The sequence below is a fragment of the Mycobacterium shunyiense genome (genome assembly GCF_058270075.1).
Window position 1 is genome coordinate 19,890 of sequence record NZ_JBZDPU010000027.1, and the last position, 18,875, is coordinate 38,764.

At 63.4% G+C, this 18,875-nt stretch carries 12 protein-coding genes, 2 tRNA genes and 1 pseudogene; 11 read left to right on the forward strand and 4 right to left on the reverse strand.

The window, feature by feature from the left end:
- Positions 1-40 precede the first annotated feature (40 nt).
- Positions 41-1,510 (reverse strand): wax ester/triacylglycerol synthase family O-acyltransferase, encoded by a 1,470-nt coding sequence (locus AC4ELH_RS27290; RefSeq protein WP_498887835.1) that lies wholly within the window; start codon positions 1,508-1,510, stop codon positions 41-43.
- A 136-nt stretch (positions 1,511-1,646) separates the two neighbouring features.
- Here AC4ELH_RS27290 and AC4ELH_RS27295 point away from each other — a divergent pair.
- Positions 1,647-1,720: transfer RNA gene (locus AC4ELH_RS27295), tRNA-Arg, on the forward strand.
- A 121-nt stretch (positions 1,721-1,841) separates the two neighbouring features.
- Positions 1,842-2,242, forward strand: a pseudogene (locus AC4ELH_RS27300) (helix-turn-helix domain-containing protein); the annotation flags it as partial.
- A 49-nt stretch (positions 2,243-2,291) separates the two neighbouring features.
- On the opposite strand, the gene AC4ELH_RS27305 reads toward AC4ELH_RS27300, so the two are convergent.
- Complete coding sequence (locus tag AC4ELH_RS27305) at positions 2,292-6,491, reverse strand: NACHT domain-containing protein (protein ID WP_418025014.1); 4,200 nt, start codon at positions 6,489-6,491, stop codon at positions 2,292-2,294.
- A 281-nt stretch (positions 6,492-6,772) separates the two neighbouring features.
- Positions 6,773-7,918, reverse strand: a complete 1,146-nt coding sequence (locus AC4ELH_RS27310) for a Fic family protein (protein WP_418010332.1) — start codon at positions 7,916-7,918, stop codon at positions 6,773-6,775.
- Positions 7,919-8,149: 231 nt separating this feature from the next.
- Between AC4ELH_RS27310 and AC4ELH_RS27315 the strand changes: the two genes are divergently transcribed.
- Together AC4ELH_RS27315 and AC4ELH_RS27320 are read left to right on the forward strand one after the other, a co-directional pair.
- Positions 8,150-8,224 (forward strand) — tRNA-Arg (locus tag AC4ELH_RS27315).
- 140 nt (positions 8,225-8,364) lie between these two features.
- On the forward strand, positions 8,365-8,853 hold the full coding sequence (locus AC4ELH_RS27320; RefSeq protein ID WP_418010331.1) for a universal stress protein: 489 nt from the start codon (positions 8,365-8,367) through the stop codon (positions 8,851-8,853).
- Between the two features lie 10 nt (positions 8,854-8,863).
- On the opposite strand, the gene AC4ELH_RS27325 is transcribed toward AC4ELH_RS27320, so the two are convergent.
- Positions 8,864-9,697 (reverse strand): MBL fold metallo-hydrolase, encoded by an 834-nt coding sequence (locus AC4ELH_RS27325; protein ID WP_498887838.1) that lies wholly within the window; start codon positions 9,695-9,697, stop codon positions 8,864-8,866.
- Positions 9,698-9,780: 83 nt separating this feature from the next.
- On the opposite strand from AC4ELH_RS27325, the gene AC4ELH_RS27330 reads away from it, so the two are divergent.
- From AC4ELH_RS27330 to AC4ELH_RS27360, 7 genes are all read left to right on the forward strand, one after another.
- The gene (locus AC4ELH_RS27330; protein ID WP_418025013.1) at positions 9,781-10,563 is read left to right on the forward strand and encodes a FadR/GntR family transcriptional regulator; all 783 of its coding nucleotides are present in this window, start codon (positions 9,781-9,783) and stop codon (positions 10,561-10,563) included.
- A gap of 57 nt (positions 10,564-10,620) precedes the next feature.
- Positions 10,621-12,219, forward strand: coding sequence for a class I adenylate-forming enzyme family protein (locus tag AC4ELH_RS27335; RefSeq protein ID WP_498887840.1), 1,599 nt, complete (start codon positions 10,621-10,623; stop codon positions 12,217-12,219).
- Complete coding sequence (locus tag AC4ELH_RS27340; RefSeq protein WP_498887842.1) at positions 12,206-12,979, forward strand: class II aldolase/adducin family protein; 774 nt, start codon at positions 12,206-12,208, stop codon at positions 12,977-12,979. Before AC4ELH_RS27335 ends, AC4ELH_RS27340 begins: the two co-directional genes overlap by 14 nt.
- 21 nt (positions 12,980-13,000) lie before the next feature.
- Positions 13,001-14,269, forward strand: a complete 1,269-nt coding sequence (locus AC4ELH_RS27345) for an amidohydrolase family protein (protein ID WP_498887844.1) — start codon at positions 13,001-13,003, stop codon at positions 14,267-14,269.
- 3 nt (positions 14,270-14,272) lie between these two features.
- Entirely contained in the window at positions 14,273-15,232 is a 960-nt protein-coding gene (locus tag AC4ELH_RS27350; RefSeq protein WP_498887846.1) for a D-2-hydroxyacid dehydrogenase family protein, read from the forward strand.
- A gap of 306 nt (positions 15,233-15,538) precedes the next feature.
- Complete coding sequence (locus AC4ELH_RS27355) at positions 15,539-15,979, forward strand: MmpS family transport accessory protein (RefSeq protein WP_498887848.1); 441 nt, start codon at positions 15,539-15,541, stop codon at positions 15,977-15,979.
- Positions 15,979-18,855 (forward strand): MMPL/RND family transporter, encoded by a 2,877-nt coding sequence (locus AC4ELH_RS27360; RefSeq protein ID WP_498887850.1) that lies wholly within the window; start codon positions 15,979-15,981, stop codon positions 18,853-18,855. The genes AC4ELH_RS27355 and AC4ELH_RS27360 overlap by 1 nt, the downstream gene beginning before the upstream one ends.
- Positions 18,856-18,875: the final 20 nt, after the last annotated feature.

Consider the following 18,875-nt stretch of genomic DNA (forward strand, 5'->3'; position numbering starts at 1 on the left):
TGTCTGGTGCCGCGGGGTTTCGGGGACGGGTCTTTCGAAGTCACTGTGCAGCACTCCCGTTCGTCGCCGAAGTGTCATCGCTGAACGAGGCCGGCTCCGCGTGGCCGTCGCCACCGAGCGCCAGCACCTCGTCGAATCCCGCGAGCAGACACCGGGCGAACAGCTGATCGTCGGTGATGGCGGCGCGGTCGTAGCGGGTGGTGACCGTGATGTATCCCGATCTCGAGATCAACACCACCATCATCGCGACGCCGGGCAACGGACCTATTCCGTAGTGGCGCAATATCTTTGCCCCGGCGATGAAGGTGTCCCCCGGCCAGACCGGGACATTGCTGGCCTGCACGTCGGAGTTCACCACCGAACCGGCCACCGTCTCCAGTACGGCATCGGGCAGCAGGCTCAGCACGGGCGCGATCGAGCCGACCACGTCGATGGCGCGCTCCTCGCGCTTGCTCGTCATCTGCGACCGGACGGCCTTGATCCGGGTCTCCGGGTCGACGATTCCGACGGGCGCGGCGAGATTGATCCCGGCGAAGCGGTTGCCGCCGGCCGGGTCGTCCTGTGAGCGCAGGTTGACCGGTACGGCCATGGGCAACGTCTCGATCGAGATGCCTTTGGCTTCGTGGTAGAGCCGCAGGGCGCCGCACAGCCCGGCCAGGTACGCATCGTTGATCGAACCGCCGGCGGCCTTGGCTGCCCGGTGCAGGTCGGCGAACGGAATGTCGATCGCCTCCGTGCGCGACGACAGGCTTCGACGGCGCAGCAGCGGCGAGGGGTGCGCAGCCGGACCCATCACCCGGGCACCGGACATCGCGTAGTCGACCACCCCGCTGACCGCCGACACAGGGTCGCGCACCACCTTGGTCACTGTCCGGGCCGCCTGTCCGAGCGCACCCAGCACGCCGCCGGCAATCGATCCGGGGAGCCGGTTGATGCCCTCCCGCATCAGGTCGTTGGGCGAGAGGTCCTGCGGGATGGGTAACGGTGCAGCGGCGGCCGGTTCGGGATCACGCTCGAGGTCGTAGATGTTGGCGAACATCTCGACCATCCCGACGCCGTCGGAGACCGCATGGCTCAGATGGAGAATGGTCGCCGCCCGGCCGTCGGCCAGCCCCTCGACCAAGGTGGCGTTCCACAACGGCCGGTTGATGTCCATCGGCGACTGCAGCGCGACCTCGGCCAGATCAAACACGTCGCGCAACGTGCCGGGCGCAGGAACCCGCACCCGTCGCACGTGGTAGTCGAGATTGAAGTCGGGGTCGACGACCCAACGCGGAGCTGCCGTCGGCAGGGTGGGCATGACGACCTTCTGGCGCAGACGCAGAACCTTGCGCGACGCGTGATCGAGACGGGCCCGGAATCGGTCCCAATCCGGTGTGGTGTCGAGGATCTCGACGCCGAGGATCCCGGACCGGGTGCGCGGGTTTGCCTCTCCCCGATGCAACAGCTGATCGACTGCGCTCAGTTCTTCGGGCAGTCCCGCCGCGTCCAACTCCGGCACGTCGCTCATCGCGTGGTCCCTCTCCCCTCCCCCTGGCCGCCAGTGCAGCGTCCACGCTAGTCCGCCACCGGCCCCTCGGGTCCGCTTTGCCGCTGACACGGTTTGCGTGGTGTTGGGCACAGGCAAGATAGACTGTCCGCGCGTTGCCTCCGTAGCTCAGTTGGATAGAGCAAGAGCCTTCTAATCTCTAGGTCGCAGGTTCGATTCCTGCCGGGGGCGCTCTTGTTTGTATGACGTCGAGTGATGCTTGACGTTTGTCTCCGGTTGATGGGTGACGTTTCGGCTGATGCTTAACAGCTACTTCGGTTGATCCTTGACACTCCCTGTATGAGGGACTTGCTTGAGCGTGGTCGAGCAGAGGTATCAGGCCGTGCTGGCGGTGGTCAGTAACGGTCTGTCGGTATCGCACGTGCCGGCAAAGTTGGGGTGTCGCGGCAGACGCTGCATGCCTGGTTGACTCGGTATGAGGCCCAGGGTCTGGAGGGTTTGGCGGATCGATCGCATCGGCCGGTGTTGTGTCCGCATCAGATGCTTGCGCAGGTGGAAGCGGTGGCGCTGGAGCTACGGCGGCCTCGGCCGTACTACGGGCCGCGGCGATTGGTGTTCGAACTGGCCAAACGCCGGGTGGCCCCGGTGCCCTCGGCCTCGGCAGTGTGTCGAGCGTTGTTGCGGGCCGGGTTGATCGATCCGACGGTGCGGGACCGGCGTTATCGCAAGTGGCAACACTGGGAACGCGGCGCGGTACGAACCGACCCAGACGAGGATCAGCAGTGTTGCCCCATACATGCGCTTAGCCCGTTTGACGGACATCCCATTCGACGGGTTTAGGATCCCCACCGGGATAACGTCGGCACTTCCACGCGTTTGCCGAAATTTGTTCAACTGTCTCAATGGTCATCAGATACGACGCACTGGCACTCATCCACTTGTAGTTCGGTCCAGGTGCGCTGAAGGTGTGATCGTGCCGGAGCTTGTTGAGCAGCACTGTCCAGAAGAGGGTGTAGCCCGCCTCGCCGAGTCGGTGGCCTAAGTCCCGGCGCATAACCAGCGTTGAGGCCTCGTCCATGCCAGCGGTGGGATCTTGGACGGCCAACCCTTCGGCATCGATCCATCGGAAATCATCCTCACGACGTAGGTCAAGGAGGTCGATCAACATCCGGCTGGGGACATAGCCTGTTGGTTCGTCGATGCCAGCGCGCCCACGCGAGGTGCCAGTCCCGCCGTACCACGCGATTGGCTGGTAAAAATTTGCTGGCAACTCCTCATCGAGAGGCCCACGCGGCTCGGCATTGCCGTCGGCCCAGTCCCAATCCGGCGATCTCGGGTGCGCGGCAAGCAATCTGTTGTGTACCTCGGCGTTTTCAGGCATCCAACGACCGTCCCAGTTCTTCCCTACCGCCCAGGTTCGAATCGCTTCTGCTTTCGCTACAGGTATTAGGTAACCGCGGACTTGCATCCATGCATGGAGGCTGGGCGCGTCGAGCGCAGCTATCTCGGGCGGAAGCTCCTGGGTCCAGCCTGCGTGCCGTATGAGCGACAGCCACTCGATGCCGTCTGGCGACTTCAGGCTGATAAGGTCCAGCGGGTCTGGCACGCCGTCAAGATCAACGGGGTAATCCGCCGGCGCATCGGGGAAGATTGCTTGAACCGGGGCGAACCAAGCCCTTTCTTCACCCTTGGGATCCTCGACCCCACCCGGTACCAGAACACATGGGTCGATATCCCTGTACACGAGTTGCTCGGCATACTCGTAAGTGAAGGGCTCGTCATCACCCCATCGATCTCGCAGGTCGAGGTTGTCAGCGATGCGGCCAAGAGTCTCGTAGAGGCCGATCCATTGATACTTCTTGCCGTAGCGCTCAACTGCGCCATCGTTGCCCCGCCGCCCACGTTCGATGCGCTTGAATCGTTCAGGTGTCCAGCCAAGCTCGAGTACACGGGCGAAGATGACTCGCTCGGCCAACGCACGGAGCTTTTGATGGTCTGAATGCTCGAAATGATCTAAGGCCGGCTCAAGCACATAACGGCCGAAGTCGCCCGTCATGCCGTTCAGCGAGAACCAAATCGATGAATAGTCGTAATCCGGCGGCTTGACCATGCCTTCAATGGTTTTGACGGACAGAGCTTTTATGGGCCACTTCGCCCCGTATGGAGGCTGCCAGGCAGGTCCACTCCAGCCGCGTTGACGCGCCACTGCAGACGTGCGCCGCAGACAGTCACGCGTCAACAAATGCAGGGGCCACCCGTCAGCGACCAATTCGACAGCAGCATCCGCAATTTCGAGTATTACAGCGGCGTCGGAAGCGCGAAGGGCAACGGCGCAAAGTGCGGCCGAAAGCCGTTCCACGACATAGGGATCGTCACAGCCTCGGAATAGCTTCACGCCAGATGTGAAGCCTTCCGGTCCACGTTCTCCGATGCTTACGAGCGCCTTCGTGGCACGGTCACGCACACGGCGGTCCGGGGTGGTTAGCATCCATCCCAGCACCAGGGTAGCCAGGTGAGCAACGTCCGGCGACAGCGGCGAGGTATCTCGGGCTCTTCGGCGAGGGTTCCAGCCCCAGTCGAGTAGAGCCATAATAGCGTTGTCATTCTCATATGCGGTAGACCTGACGAGCCACTCAGACCAGCTGATTTCTCGGTCCGGCAACGCTTTCGACGACAGCCGCCGATGGATCCACTCTGCGTTGACCGCGTGCCCGGGTATGCAGGACACGCGAATAAGGTTCTCCCATAGGTCGTCAGTCCAGTCTTCGTAGTTGGCGAGCTGCTCAACGATGCGAATGGTCCGATCACTCGTGTGATTTGGAGCTCGTAACGCGATGCTCTGCACGAAAGCGTCGATCACCGCGCGGTCAACGCGATTCTCGTCGTCCTTGAACAGATCAATGATCTCGATGCCCAATTTCTCGGGTGCAACGACAGCGAGTGCACCGATAGTGCCAGCTTCTTCCCAGCAGTCATCGCCAAGTGCCGCATACCACCCGGTGAGATCCTTGCAAGACTGCTCCGCGAGGAGGACAGCACGCAGAACGTCCCCAAGGCGTTGATATCCGAATGCGATTTGGGTGTCGTAGGTCTGTATCAGGACGCCCTCGCGGAACAGCCCAAGCAGGAGGCTTGTGGACCAAGGCCGGCCTGGTAGTAGCAGCTCAGAAATCCTGTCAACATCGGCGCGTTCGTAGGGGCCTGGGCCGAGGATTGCGAGTTCACGCGCTAATCGCTGCACCAGGTTCGACGTCTCGTCGTAGTCGCAACGCGTTGGCGCGCTGAGGCGCTTATTGACCGTGTCCATAAATGCGTTACACACGGTAGCGAGTCCTGCAGTTCCCAAGATGAAGCGATCCTCGCCTAGGGTGGCGAGTGCCTCGCAGGCGAGTTTGAGAAAGAGTGGATTTTCAAACTCGGGATTGAGTGTGGGAAATGTCAATCGCTCGAGGTTGTATTCGCTTGTATAGCGGTCGATCGCATCGCTCGTGGCTTCGGCGAACCCGTAATGCTCGACTTGGGGGAACCTGGTTGCATTACCGACCACAGGCCCGACGAATTCGGTTCGGCAAGACACCACCAGACCAACGTTCGGGTATCGATCGACTGCTGCGGCAAGAGCTGGTAGCTCATCGATCCATCGCTCAGCGTTAGTGCCCTCATTAAGAGCATCGAGCATCAATAGCGCAAGGTGACCTGATGCCTCACCTGCCGCGTTGAGAAGTGCGAGGACCTCGTCAAGTGAGCCGTCGACCTCGACAAGCTGCCCGATCTGAAGTTGCAGATTCCTCGCGTCAAAGTCCTGCCCGAGTGCGATGAGTGTCGGCAAGCCGTCCTCGATCCGCCGCTTTGCGATGTCGCAGAACAGATGTGTTTTCCCAACACCAGCTCGACCCGTCATGAGAAGTCGACCCGAGTCGGCGGCTTGCGCCGCCGGGGAACGAAGCAGCGAACGAGCACGGTACAGTGCTTCGCGCGCTTTTTGAACGTTACTGTGCAAAGTTCCAGAATTTCCGATGTAATACCGGTAGTCGGGCTCGTCGCCATTACCGTGGCTAGCCTTCAGGTGGCGCTCCCGCAATAGTTCGCCAATTGCATCAAGGCCGGCCTCAGGACTCCTGAGATCGTCGACAATCGTCGGCAGGTCGCTAGTTGTCCGGACCGCTTCTAAGTACCTCTGAACGGCGACTTCAGCCTGCATCAACTTCTCGACCGAGGCTTCGATAGAAGCCCTGAATGTAGCCTCATCGCCCTCGGGTGCAGGCCACCAGCTGCATCGGGCCTTCCGAATTTCAGCGAGAGTTACCTGGACTTTGCGAACGTATTCCGAAGTACGCCCGAGCCCCTGCAATGCGCTCACGGCATCGACTTCTACATGCAGGGAAGGACTATATCGACGACCAGCTTTAGCGATGACGTCGTCGAGTCGACGCTTGAGATCGTCAGGCGAAAGAGCCGAGGCGTTGAACCAGTACCGCACCCGACCCGCATGCTGCGGCTTCGTCAACTCGCTTGTAAGGTCGTGTAGGCCCACGTAGACAAATTCAACCGTCATGCCCTTATCGGCTGCGGCGCTCTCCCATTCAATCTTCTTCTCTGCCCACTTCGTAGACGCGGACCTCCTAGGTCTCGGACCGCTGGTATCGCCGGCCGGCAGATCGTAGGGCAGCGCGATGAAATACCGCTTCAAGTTCGGCTCAGTTTCAAGGACACGCATGACTGACTCTTGAATCTGGCCAATCTCGTTGTCGCGAAACGCAAACAAATACTTTGCCTGCCATGCCCACACATCGCCGTTTGGCAGGATGCCCTTTCCCTCTCTTCCGCCATCAGGATTTCCGAACCTGAGGAAGGCGACGCCTTCGGGCCATTCGACCAATTGATCCCGCATGAGCAGCGACGCCAGTTCTTCGAACGCATCCGCTCGGGATGGCGGCGATCCGTAAGGCCGAATCTGATGGAAGTCGATATCAGGCAGTGCGCGGTGAGCGCTTCGCGTCATCCAGAAACTCCGATCCTGTTCAATATGTGCCGGCTCAAATCAAGCTAGCCCTGCGCTCCTCGAGTTGTGTCGGCGTTGGATTTCTTTGTTCCACCATCCTGCTGTCAGCCCAATCTCGCGCCTGTGAGTTGAGCCTCCCGCTGGGTCGTGGCCGGATCAACAGTCAGCCGATGTCAACAACCGCGTCGAGTAGATCGCAGACTTTGGCAACCGCCCCCGCCCAATCTCCGGCTGCCGGGATGGGCCTGTGGGCTCCGCCCGACGGTGGCGGCAAGCTGAACTCAGCTTCGCCGCCCGGCGCGTTCGGCGAAAGCATCAAGCGCAGCAAGCACTTCAGGTGCGCGCCAGGCGCGATTTCGCGACTGGTCTGTGAATTCGACGATGATCCCTGCCTTGATCAATGGGTCCAGATAGCGGTAGACGTTGCTCATCGGGATGTTCAGTTCACGGGTCAATAGTTTTGCGTTGATGACAGGACGTTTGATCAGCAGGTCGGCAATACGGTGTACAGCGGAATCCCGGCGAGCGGTGATTTTGGATGCCCAGAATTCCCTGATGGTTCGTAAGTCGCTCACGAGGTGGCGGCCGTTGTCGACTGCGAGTATCGATGCAGCAGAGAGCCTTTCGACGATCGGGGTAGGGTCACCCTCGCGGTATGCGGTCAGCGCTTGGAAATAGGAATCGGTATCAGTAAGCAGGCCCGCCGAGACTGGGACCGTGACCTGACGAGTCAGCCGCTTGTTGCGCAACATCGCCTGGATGAGCGCTCTGCCGGTGCGGCCATTTCCGTCCGGAAACGGGTGAATAGTCTCGAACTGCGCGTGCGCGATAGCGATCTGAGGAAGAACGGGGATATCGTCGCGCCCGGCGAACCGGATCAAGTCGTCGATGGCGCCTGGGACCCGACTGTGCTGCGGTGCGATGAAGTCTGCGCCACGCGGACCGAAGTCGCCGCCACCAATCCATACCTGCTCGGTTCGCCACCTGCCGGCGATGTCCGGATTGCTGGCGTTCATTAGCGCAGCATGCATCGCAAGGATGGCGGTACCGTCGATGCGATCGGCTAGTGCGACGGCGGCCTGCATGGCCTCGGTGTTTGCGACGATCACCGAGGCATTGCGACGGCGGGAATGTCCGAGAGTCTCGGCTTCGGCGATGGCGCGCGCTGAAGCGGTCAGATTCTCGATCTTGGAGCTGGCAGCCGATTCTGACCGGAGCAGCACCGAGGCGAAGGGTGCAATCTCGTCACCGAGTTCCGCGTCGAAGCGGGCGATCTCCTGGCTGGCCTCCTCTGCATCGGCAAGGATGCGAGAGGGAAGGGAGACTTCAAGATTTTCGACCTCGGCAGGAATCGCTGCCTGGTAATCACCAGACTGCCGCAGCGCTGCCCGCACATTCTGGCGCCCGTATCCAGCCTCGGTCGGCATACCCCATGTCAGGGTCTCGTACCCGACGGCGGTTGTAGCGCCATGTGATGACACCCGATCAGAGTATCATCACTTAGATTATTAACTGATAATAAGGAGATCTTTGTTATCACTTCGCGTGGCCCTCACCCGTCAGCCCGCAACGTATCGCTGCAGCCATGGAAGCGTCGTAGGTGGCGACGTTCGCGTGCTGCTTATTCGCCGCTTACGACCACGAATCGACCGGATTCGGCCAGCTTGAGGCTGGAAACAGCCAGGAGCCGATTCCTAATCCCTCGGTCGCAGGTTCGATTCCTGCCGAGGGCGCTTTCCGTGTCAGACGTCGGGCGATGCTTCACACCTGTGTCGGTTGATCCTTGACGCGGCACGAAGCCCAATCTCCACAAGCTGAAGATTGACGTGCATTAAGGTCTGTCTGTCCTGGTACCCGACAGTTCGGAGACAACATGAGCACCTATCGGACGATCGTTGTCGGGACCGACGGCTCCGACTCGTCGCTACGCGCCGTCCACCGTGCCGCCGAGATCGCCGCGCAGGAGAACGCGAAGCTGATCATCGCGAGCGCTCATCAACCCGTGGCCGAAAAGGGCGGCTGGTCGCGACCACCGTCGCCCGATCATGTGGTCGATACCCGTGCAGAGGACAGCCTCAAGAGCGAGGGCTACCGGATGCACGGCGCTGCCCCGGTCTACGAGATCCTCCAGGTGGCGCGCGACCGGGCGAAGGCCGCCGGTGCCGGGGATATCGTCGAGCGGGCGGTCGAGGGTGCGCCGGTCGACGCCCTGGTGAAACTCGCCAAAGATGTCGATGCGGATCTGATCGTCGTCGGCGACATCGGGCTGGACTCGGTCGCCGGGCGCCTGTTGGGCTCGGTGCCTGCGACCATCGCCCGTCGAGTGAAGATCGACATTCTCATCGTCCACACCGCGAACTAGGACGCCCCGCCTACATCGCCACCCACATCAGCTGGCCGTCGTCGGCGACAACGGTGCCTGCGGTCGGGGCGGCGAAGTGGGTGCCGAGCAGCAGGGCCTGTTCGCCGGCGACGCTCTGCAGCAGCCGGGCGCGGGTCACCGCAGCCGCGTCCGGATCGTCGTCGGGCAGCGCCTGTACGTCCGGATGGGTGATCTGCAGCGGATGGTGAATGACATCCCCGCTGATCACCGCCACCTCGCCGCCGGACTCGAGCCGCACCGCGGTGTGCCCCGGGGTGTGACCGGGCGTCGCGATCAGCCGGATCTCGTCGGTGATCGCGTGGTCCATCTCGGTGAGCCGCAGAACATCATGTGCGACAAGCGGTTCGACGGTCTCGTCGGCCGCGCGGTTCGGCGCCGAGGACTGCCGCCACGACGTGTACTCGTCGGCGGTGAGCAGGTAGGTCGCGTTCGGATAGGTGGGGACCCAGGCGCCGTCGCGCCGGGTCGTGTGGCGTCCGGCATGGTCGAGGTGCAGATGGGTGCAGACGACGGTGGTCACGTCGTCGGGGGTGAATCCGGCTGCGGCCAGCGACTGTCGGTACTGGTCGGGGTCCATGGGGATTTGGTACGGCAGGTCGTGCCCTTCGCCGAAGCAGCAGTCGACCACGACGAGATCCTCACCGGATTCGATGAAGAACGACTGGATGGCCACCAGCAGATTGCCGGCGTCATCGACGTAGTGCGGATACAACCAGCGCGGAAGCTCCGACGGCAGCCCGCGAAACACCCGGTCAGGCCGGGTCGGCACCACCGTCTCCAGGACGGAATGAACTGTCAGCGTGCCGATGGTCCACTTCTGCATGGCTCACCGTATGAGACAAATCATTTGGATACAAGGCTCGGCGTGACCTCCTGAACCGTCGGCCATCTGGCACACTCGGATGCGTGGCGCAGCCAAACGTCCGGTTCCAGCGACTCGCCGAACAGGTCGCCGACCAGTTACGGCGCCAGATCCTCACCGGGGAACTACCCGACGGCAGCATCCTGCCCAAGGAGGACGAACTTCTGGTCGAGTACCCGATCAGCAAGCCGTCCCTGCGCGAGGCGATGCGCATCCTCGAGGCCGAGGGGCTGCTGACAGTACGACGCGGCAAGCTCGGCGGCGCAGTGGTTCACCGACCCGATTCCGCAAACCTCGCCTACACCATGGGACTGGTGCTGGGCGCCGGGCAGGTCGGACTCGCCGACGTGGGTACCGCGCTGCTGCAGGTCGAGCCGGCCTGCGCCGCACTCTGCGCCCAACGCGCCGACCGCAAACGCACCGTCGTCCCGATTCTGCGTGAGCTACACGAAGAATCGGTCCGGTCCGTATCGGATCTGCTGCAGGCCACCTCGGCAAGTCGGCGGTATCACGAGGCGCTGGTGCGCCACTGCGGCAACGAGACGATGATCATCCTCGCCGGCGCGCTGGAGGCATTGTGGTCCGCCCACGAGCAAAACTGGTCGGCCCAGGTGACGGATCACTCGACCGTGCCGGTCGAGGAACGCAGAGCGGTCCTGGAAGATCACCGTCAGGTGATCGACGCGATCGACATGGGCGACGCCCAACGGGCCCGCGATCTGGCCGCGGCGCATCTGGTCAGTGCCCAGCAGTACCCCGGCGTCGACGGCATAGTCGACCCGACCATGGTGCGCAGCTGGGCACAGTCGAGCCCACGGCGACCGTGAACGGGGGCGCCTCGATGCGACCGTTGACAGCGGTTCTTATTTTCATATGATTTGGTGATGAAGGCTGGCGACGCCGCCCATGCTGCCGACGCAGCCCACTACCGCACAGCCGGATGGTGGTCGGACCGCACACTCTCGCAGACCGTGCGCGAACACGCCCTCGCCCAACCCGACAAGCCGGCCTATGTCGACTACCCCAACACCACGTTCACCTGGCGCGAATTCGACCGTGCCGCATCGCTACTCGCTGCCCAACTGGCAGGCCTTGGCGTCACGATCGGTGATCGCGTCGCGGTCTGGCACGGCGACACCACAGCCATCCATGTGTTGTTCGTGGCGATCGAACGGTGCGGCGCGGTCGTCGTGGGGATCGGCGCCCGCGCCGGGACCCGCGAGGCCACCCAGATCCTGCGGACCACCGAGCCGCGTGTGCTGATCAGTGACGCGGCGCGGCACCCGTCGGCCCAAACCACCGTGTCCGGACTGACCGACGAGATCAGCGCGCTGGTGTTGGACGGTTTGTCCCTCGCCACTGACACCCCGTCGCGACCACCGGCCGCGGGTGTCGGCGCCGACGAGGTATTCCTGATCAACTCCACCTCGGGGACCACGGGCCTACCCAAATGCGTTGTGCATACCCAGAACCGGTGGCACTACTTTCACCAGCGGGCGGTCGCCAACGGCGCGCTGACGTCGGATGACATCTTCCTGCCCGTCATCCCAGCACCGTTCGGGTTCGGCATCTGGACCGCCCACACCACCCCGATCTACCTCGGTGCCACCACGATCCTGCTGGAAAAGTTCGACGCGAAGGCCGCATGTGAGGCGATCGCACGCCACCGGGTCAGCGTGTTGTGCTGTGTCAGTACCCAATTGATGATGATCATGGCCGACCGGGCGTCACGCGAGAACGACCTGAGCTCGCTGCGCGTGGTCTTCACCGGCGGCGAGGCTCTGCCGTACCGGCGCGCCGCCGACTTCGAGGAACTCACCGGCGCCACCATCCTGCAGTTCTACGGCTCCAACGAAACCGGTCTGCTGAGCGGGACGACTCTGCAGGATTCCCGGGAACGCAGGCTGCGCACCGCCGGCCGACTGGTGCCCGAGATGGCGGTGCGCCTGTTCGACGGCGACGACGACGTGACCTCGACCGGGCGTGGGCAACCGGCGTGCCGCGGACCGGCCACCAGCCTCGGTTATCTGGGCGGGGTGGACCACGACAAGCTCTACACCCCGGACGGCTGGATGCGGATGGGCGACATCTGTGAGGTCGACGCCGAAGGCTACCTGTCGGTCACCGGCCGCACCTCGGATTTCATCGTGCGCGGCGGCAAGAACATCAGTGCGGGTGAAGTCGAGGATGCGGTGACGACGCATCCCGCCGTGGCAGTCGCAGCCGCGGTGGCCATGCCCGACCCGGTCTTCGGCGAGAAGGTCTGCATCTACATAGAACCGGTAGCGCGCTCCAAAGGCCAAACGATCGATCTCCCTGGACTCGTCGAGCACCTCCTGGCCGAGGGCATGTCGAAAGAACTGCTTCCCGAGCAGCTCATCGTGCTCGATGAGCTGCCCCGGTCATCGGGCGGAAAGATCGCCAAAGGACAACTGCGCGAAGATATCCGGACGCGGTTGGGAGACGGCTATGAGCGTCGGTGAGATGCGCGAGGGCGGGCTGAAAGTATGGTCTCCGTCGGTGACCCCGCCGATCGGGGTCGACCTGACCGAGGAGCAGACGCTGGCCGTGGCGTTCCGGCACCTTGCCGGCATCGGATTCGCCGAGAACATGGCAGGCCACATCACCTGGCAGCCCGAAGAGCGCACCGAGATGCTGGTCAATCCATGGGGCCTATGGTGGCAGGAGCTCACCGCATCCGACATCTGCGTCGTCGACGAGGATGCGCACGTGGTGCGGGGACGCTGGGATGTCACCCCGGCCATCCACATCCACACCGAACTGCACCGCAGACGCGACGACGCCCGCGTCGTCATCCACAACCATCCCTATTACGTGAGCCTCATCGCCGCTTTGGGCAAGCTGCCGGACCTGGTGCACCAGACCGGCTCGCTGTTCCTCGACGACATGTGTCTGGTCGAAACCTATGACGGTGAGGTCGATTCGGCACCGCGGGCCAGTGAACTCGCCGAGCGGATCGGCGCGGCCAACCTCACCATCCTGGCCAACCACGGCGTCATCACCACGGGAGGCACCGTGGCCGAGGCGGTGTACCGGGCCGCATCGATCGATCGGGTGTGCAAGCTGGCCTACCAGGTGATGCTGACCGGCCGCCAGCCCACCGCGATGAATCGCTCCGACATGTACGGCATGCAGGCCTCGCTCATCGAGCGGGCCGCCGACGTGTACTGGGCTGGAGCGGCCCGCATGACCATCAAGGCCGACCCAGAAGTCCTGACCTGAGGCAGCAAGGAGATTCAGCCCATGAAGTCCATCGACGAACTCGCAGGCAATCTCGACTTCACCACCGCCCAGAAGGGTGCCGAGCGCACGGTCACATTTCTTCCGGAACCCGAACGGGCCGAACGCCTCTACACCGTGATCTCGGTCGACGATCACATCGTCGAGCCGCCCGACACCTTCACCGGCCGCGTGCCCCGCAAGTTCGCCGACCGTGCCCCGAAGGTGGTCGATACCGAGAACGGGGGGCAGACCTGGATGTACGACGGGCAGTCGCTGCCCAACGTGGGATTCAACGCCGTTGTAGGACGGCCCGTGGACGAATACGGTTTCGAGCCCGCCCGTTTCGACGAGATGCGCCGCGGCGCCTGGGACATTCACGAACGCGTCAGGGACATGGACCTCAACGGCGTGTACGCCTCGCTCAACTTCCCGTCGTTCCTGCCCGGGTTCGCCGGCCAACGGCTGCAGCAGGTGACCAAGGACCGGGACCTGGCGATGGCGGCCGTGCGGGCCTGGAACGACTGGCACCTCGAAGCGTGGGCGGGGGCATATCCCGAGCGGATCATCCCGTGCCAGCTACCGTGGCTGCTCGACCCCGAGGTCGGCGCGCAGATGATCTACGAGAACGCCGAACGCGGCTTCCACGCCGTGACCTTCAGCGAGAACCCAGCCATGCTCGGCCTGCCGACCATCCACTCCGGGTACTGGGAACCGATGATGGCGGCGTGCGCCGAGACGGGCACCGTGGTCAACCTGCACATCGGCTCCTCCGGTTCGGCGCCGTCCACCACCGACGACGCCCCACCGGACGTGCAGGGTGTGCTGTTCTTCGCCTACGCCATCACCGCCGCGGTGGACTGGTTGTACTCAGGTCTGCCCAGCCGGTACCCCGATCTCAAGATCTGCCTGTCGGAGGGCGGAATCGGCTGGGTCGCAGGGCTACTCGACCGGCTCGACCACATGCTCAGCTACCACCAGATGTACGGAACATGGAAAGCGCTGGGCGAAACCCTCTCCCCCGCCGAGGTGTTCACCAGGAACTTCTGGTTCTGCGCGGTCGAGGACCAGTCGTCGTTCATCCAGCACGAACGGATCGGCACCGGCAACATCCTGCTCGAAGCCGACTACCCGCACTGTGATTCAACCTGGCCACACACCCAACGCATCATCCACGAACAGATCCAGGGCCTGCCCGCCGAGGTGATCCGGAAGATCACCTGGGAGAACGCCTCCCAGCTCTACCAGCATCCGGTGCCGTCGGCCGTGCAGAACGATCCGAACGCCTACTGATCCATGACCGAACCGCTGCGCGTCGCCGTCCTCGACGACTACCAGGGCATCGCCGACACCGTCGACTGGTCACCGATACCTGGTCCCGTGCAGATCACCGCCCTCAGGGAACACATCGCACCCGGTCCGGCACTGGTCGAGACCCTGGCCGGACACGAGGTCGTCGTCGCGATGCGGGAACGCACCCCGCTCGACGGAGCACTGCTCGCCGAGCTGCCCGCGCTGAAACTGCTCGTGACGACCGGGCCCTTCAACGCCGCCATCGACGTCGCCGCGGCACAGCGCCTCGGCATCACCGTCTCGGGCACCGGCGGTGCCGTCACTCCGACCGTCGAACACACCTGGGCGCTGATCCTGGGGCTGCAGCGCCACCTGACCACCGAGGATCAGCGCATCCGTGACGGGCGGTGGCAGAGCACCATCGGCACCGACCTGCACGGGGCCACCCTCGGCCTGGTCGGGGTGGGCCGGATCGGCAGCCGGGTCGCCGCGATCGGCAAGGCCTTCGGCATGGACGTCATCGCATGGAGCCCCAACCTCACCGACGAGCGCGCCGCCAAGGCCGGTGTCGCGCGGGTGGATCGCGACACCCTGTTCACCGGCGCCGACGTAGTGTCGCTGCACATGGTGCTGGCCGATTCGACGCGTGGACTGGTGGGCAGCGCCGAGCTGGCCACGATGAAGCCGACGGCGATCCTGGTGAACACCTCGCGAGGCGGCCTCATCGATGAGCCGGCCCTCGTCGAAGCCCTGCGCAGCAACCAGATTCGCGGTGCGGCGCTCGACGTCTACCAGCACGAGCCACTGCCGGCGGGCAACCCACTGGCATCCCTGCCCAACACGCTGCTGACACCGCACCTCGGCTACGTCACCCAGACCGTCATGTCCATCTTCTACCGCGACATCGTCGAGGACATCGCCGCCTACTGTGCCGGCGCACCGGTGCGCCTGGTCACCGCGTAGGGGTAGCACAGGTCCGAGGCGGCTCTCGATTGCGGTGGCAAACCGCGAACAGTGTCGACGTGTTCCCGGGGCCGCAGACTTCGATGCCCAAACTTGTTCGCTGGAGCCAGATCCCAGTGGCCGTGTGCGCTGCACACTGACTCGCGGGGAGCTAAAAATTCCGTTTGGGAAGTAACTGTGAGGAAGATCAACATTCCTTAATGGAACGTTGTCGATCCACTAAGGGCCTGTTACGTTCAGCCGATCAAACGCGGTCGGATGGGGTTTTCCGTCGGCATGCGCCGAACCGGAGAGGTGGATTTTGCCGTGGCTAAGCTGTTTCGGCTCGCCAAACGCTTCTGGATTCCTTTGGTGTTGGTGGCGGCGCTTGCCGTCAGCGGCTTCGCGATGAACCGGATGCACGGCATCTTCGGGACCCACATCAACACCGATCCGGGCCAGTCGGCCGGGGACGACATCGTCGAGTTCAACCCCAAGCGCGTCGTCTATGAGATCGAGGGGCCCAGCGGCACCAGCGGTCATGTCAGCTACCTCGACGCCGACGCCCAGCCGCACACCGAGAGCTTCACGTCGCTGCCATGGCGACACGAGGTTGTCACCACCCTGCCGACGGTGTTCGCCAATGTCGTTGCCCAAGGAGATAGCGAAGTGATCAGCTGCCGGATCGTCGTCAACGGCGAAGTCCGAGACGAGCAGACCGTGAACCAGCATGACGCGCAGGCCTTCTGCCTGGACAAGGCCGCCTGATGGGCAACCACGAGCACAACGGCTCCGAACTCAAGGACACCAACCACAAGGGAGTCGCCCGCGTCATCCGCGTGGCTGCGATCCCCATCATCCTGGCGTGGATCATCCTCGTCGTCGTCCTGAACGCACTGGTCCCCCAGCTCGAGGTCGTCGGACACGAGCACGCCGTGTCGCTTTCGCCACAGGACGCACCGGCGTTGGTGGCGATGAAGAAGATCGGCGAGCGCTTCGACCAATTCGACTCGGACACCATCGCGATGGTGGTGCTGGAGGGCGACCAGCCGCTGGGCACCGAAGCCCATCACTACTACGATGAGCTGGTCCGCACGCTTCAGGCCGATACCGAACACGTTCAGCACGTACAGAACTACTGGGGCGACCTGATCACCGCTGCCGGCTCGCAGAGCACCGACGGCAAGGCCGCCTACGTCCAGGTCAACCTCGCCGGCAACCAGGGTGAGACGCTGGCCAACGAATCGGTGGCTGCAGTACGCAAGATCATCGACGACTCGCACCCGCCTGCGGGGGTGAAAGCCTATGTCACCGGCCAAGGTCCGCTCACCACGGACATGAACGAGGCCGGCGACAAGAGCATGGTCAAGATCACCTTCGTCACCATCGCAGTGATCGCGGTGATGCTGATCGTCGTCTACCGGTCGTTCGCCACCATGCTGCTGATGCTGATCGTGGTGCTGTTGGAGATGTCCGCCGCGCGTGGTGTGGTGGCCGCGATCGGCCACGCCGGGATGCTCGGTTTGTCGACGTTCTCGGTGAGCTTGCTGACCTCGTTGGCCATCGCGGCGGGAACCGACTACGCCATCTTCCTCGTCGGCCGTTATCAGGAGGCCAGACAAAAGGGCCAAGAGCGAGAAAATGCCTATTACACGGCATTTCACGGTGTCGGCCATGTCATCCTCGGTTCCGGTCTCACCGTTGCCGGCGCCATGCTCTGCCTGCACTTCACCCGCTTGAACTACTTCAGCTCCATGGGTGTCCCCAGCGCCATCGGCATGTCCGTGGTGGTGCTGGCTTCTCTCACGCTCGCGCCGGCGATGCTGGTGGTCGGTAGCCGGTTCGGCTTGCTCGACGCCAAGCGCGAGATCCGCTCGCGGGGTTGGCGCAGGCTCGGCACCTCGGTGGTGCGCTGGCCGGTGCCGATCCTCGCCGCCGCCATCGCCGTGGCGCTCGTCGGGCTGCTGGCGCTGCCCGGCTACAAGACGTCCTACAACGAGCGGCTCTACATCCCCAAGGATCTGCCGTCCAACGTCGGATATGCCGCCGCGGAACGCCATTTCACGGCTGCCCGGATGAATCCAGATCTGCTGCTCGTCGATGCGGGACGGGACCTGCGCAACCCAGCCGACATGATCGTGCTGGACAAGATCGCCCGTGAGCTGATCCGCGTACCCGGCGTCGCCCGCGTGCAGAGCATCACCCGGCCGCTGGGCCGTCCCATCGCGCACAGCTCGGTGCCCTTCCAGGTGAGCATGCAATCGGTGTCGATGACCGAGAACCTGCAGTTCCTCCGCGAGCGCATGGGCGACATGAACACGCTGACCGATGATCTCGGCCGGATGATCGTGATCATGGAGAACATGCTGGGTCTGATGAACCGGATGACCGGTATCACCCACGAACTCACCGCGAGCATGAACGACATGCAGGCCAGCACCAACGAAATGCGGGATCACATGGCTGATTTCGATGATTTCATGCGGCCGATGCGGAACTACCTGTACTGGGAACCGCACTGCTACGACATCCCGATGTGCCAATCCATGCGCTCACTGTTCGACGGGCTCGACGGCATCGACACCATGACCGAGACCCTCTCGGAATCGGTGAAGAACATGAACGAGATGGACCAGCTGATGCCTCAGCTGGTGGCGCAGCTACCACCGATGATCGCCATCTCGAAGTCCATGCAGGGCACCATGAAGACGATGTTCAGCACGTTCAACGGGCTGGTCGACCAGATCGGCAAGATGACCGACACGGCATCGGTGATGGGCCAGGCATTCGACGACGCACGCAACGACGATTCGTTCTACCTGCCGCCCGAGGCGTTCGACAACCCGGACTTCAAGCGCGGGCTTGACCTGATGGTCTCGCCGGATGGTCAGGCCGCGCAGTTCATCATCACCCACGACGTGGATCCGGCCACCTCCGAAGGAATTTCGCACGTCGACCCGATCCTGAAGACGGCGCGCGAGGCGATCAAGACGACGCCGCTGGCCGACGCCAAGATCTACCTCGGCGGCACCGCGGCCACCTACAAGGACATCCAGGTCGGCGCCCAGTGGGATCTGCTGATCTCGGCCTGCGGCGCAATCACGTTGATCTTCATCGTGATGCTGTTGATCACCCGCGCCCTGATCGCGTCATTCGTGATCGTCGGCACCGTGATCCTTTCTCTGGCAGCATCGTTCGGCCTGTCGGTCCTGGTGTGGCAGTACCTCCTCGGAATCGACCTGCACTGGATGACGCTGGCGTTCTCGGTCATCATCCTGCTGGCGGTCGGATCCGACTACAACTTGCTGGTGGTCTCACGGATGAAGGAAGAGGTCAGCGCTGGCATCAACACCGGCATCATCCGGGCCATGGGAGCCACGGGTGGCGTGGTCACCGCGGCCGGCCTCGTGTTCGCCTTCACGATGGCTTCGATGGCCACCAGTGATCTGATCGCGATCGGCCAGGGCGGCACCACCATCGGCCTGGGCCTGCTGTTCGACACCCTCGTCGTTCGCTCGCTGATGACTCCCACAATTGCCGCGATCCTGGGCCGCTGGTTCTGGTGGCCGCTACCGATACGCCAGCGGCCGGCGCGTTTTCTCTCCGATCGGACCACACCGATACCGGTGGCGAGAATGTCGTGACCCGCGTCGATACCATCGAC

Coding starts and splice junctions, on each gene's coding strand:
- AC4ELH_RS27345 (WP_498887844.1), top strand. CDS start 13,001: ATGAAGTCCATCGACGAACTCGCAGGCAATCTCGACTTCACCACCGCC.
- AC4ELH_RS27360 (WP_498887850.1), top strand. CDS start 15,979: ATGGGCAACCACGAGCACAACGGCTCCGAACTCAAGGACACCAACCAC.
- AC4ELH_RS27325 (WP_498887838.1), bottom strand. CDS start 9,697: ATGCAGAAGTGGACCATCGGCACGCTGACAGTTCATTCCGTCCTGGAG.
- AC4ELH_RS27320 (WP_418010331.1), top strand. CDS start 8,365: ATGAGCACCTATCGGACGATCGTTGTCGGGACCGACGGCTCCGACTCG.
- AC4ELH_RS27310 (WP_418010332.1), bottom strand. CDS start 7,918: ATGCCGACCGAGGCTGGATACGGGCGCCAGAATGTGCGGGCAGCGCTG.
- AC4ELH_RS27305 (WP_418025014.1), bottom strand. CDS start 6,491: ATGACGCGAAGCGCTCACCGCGCACTGCCTGATATCGACTTCCATCAG.
- AC4ELH_RS27290 (WP_498887835.1), bottom strand. CDS start 1,510: ATGAGCGACGTGCCGGAGTTGGACGCGGCGGGACTGCCCGAAGAACTG.
- AC4ELH_RS27350 (WP_498887846.1), top strand. CDS start 14,273: ATGACCGAACCGCTGCGCGTCGCCGTCCTCGACGACTACCAGGGCATC.
- AC4ELH_RS27340 (WP_498887842.1), top strand. CDS start 12,206: ATGAGCGTCGGTGAGATGCGCGAGGGCGGGCTGAAAGTATGGTCTCCG.
- AC4ELH_RS27335 (WP_498887840.1), top strand. CDS start 10,621: ATGAAGGCTGGCGACGCCGCCCATGCTGCCGACGCAGCCCACTACCGC.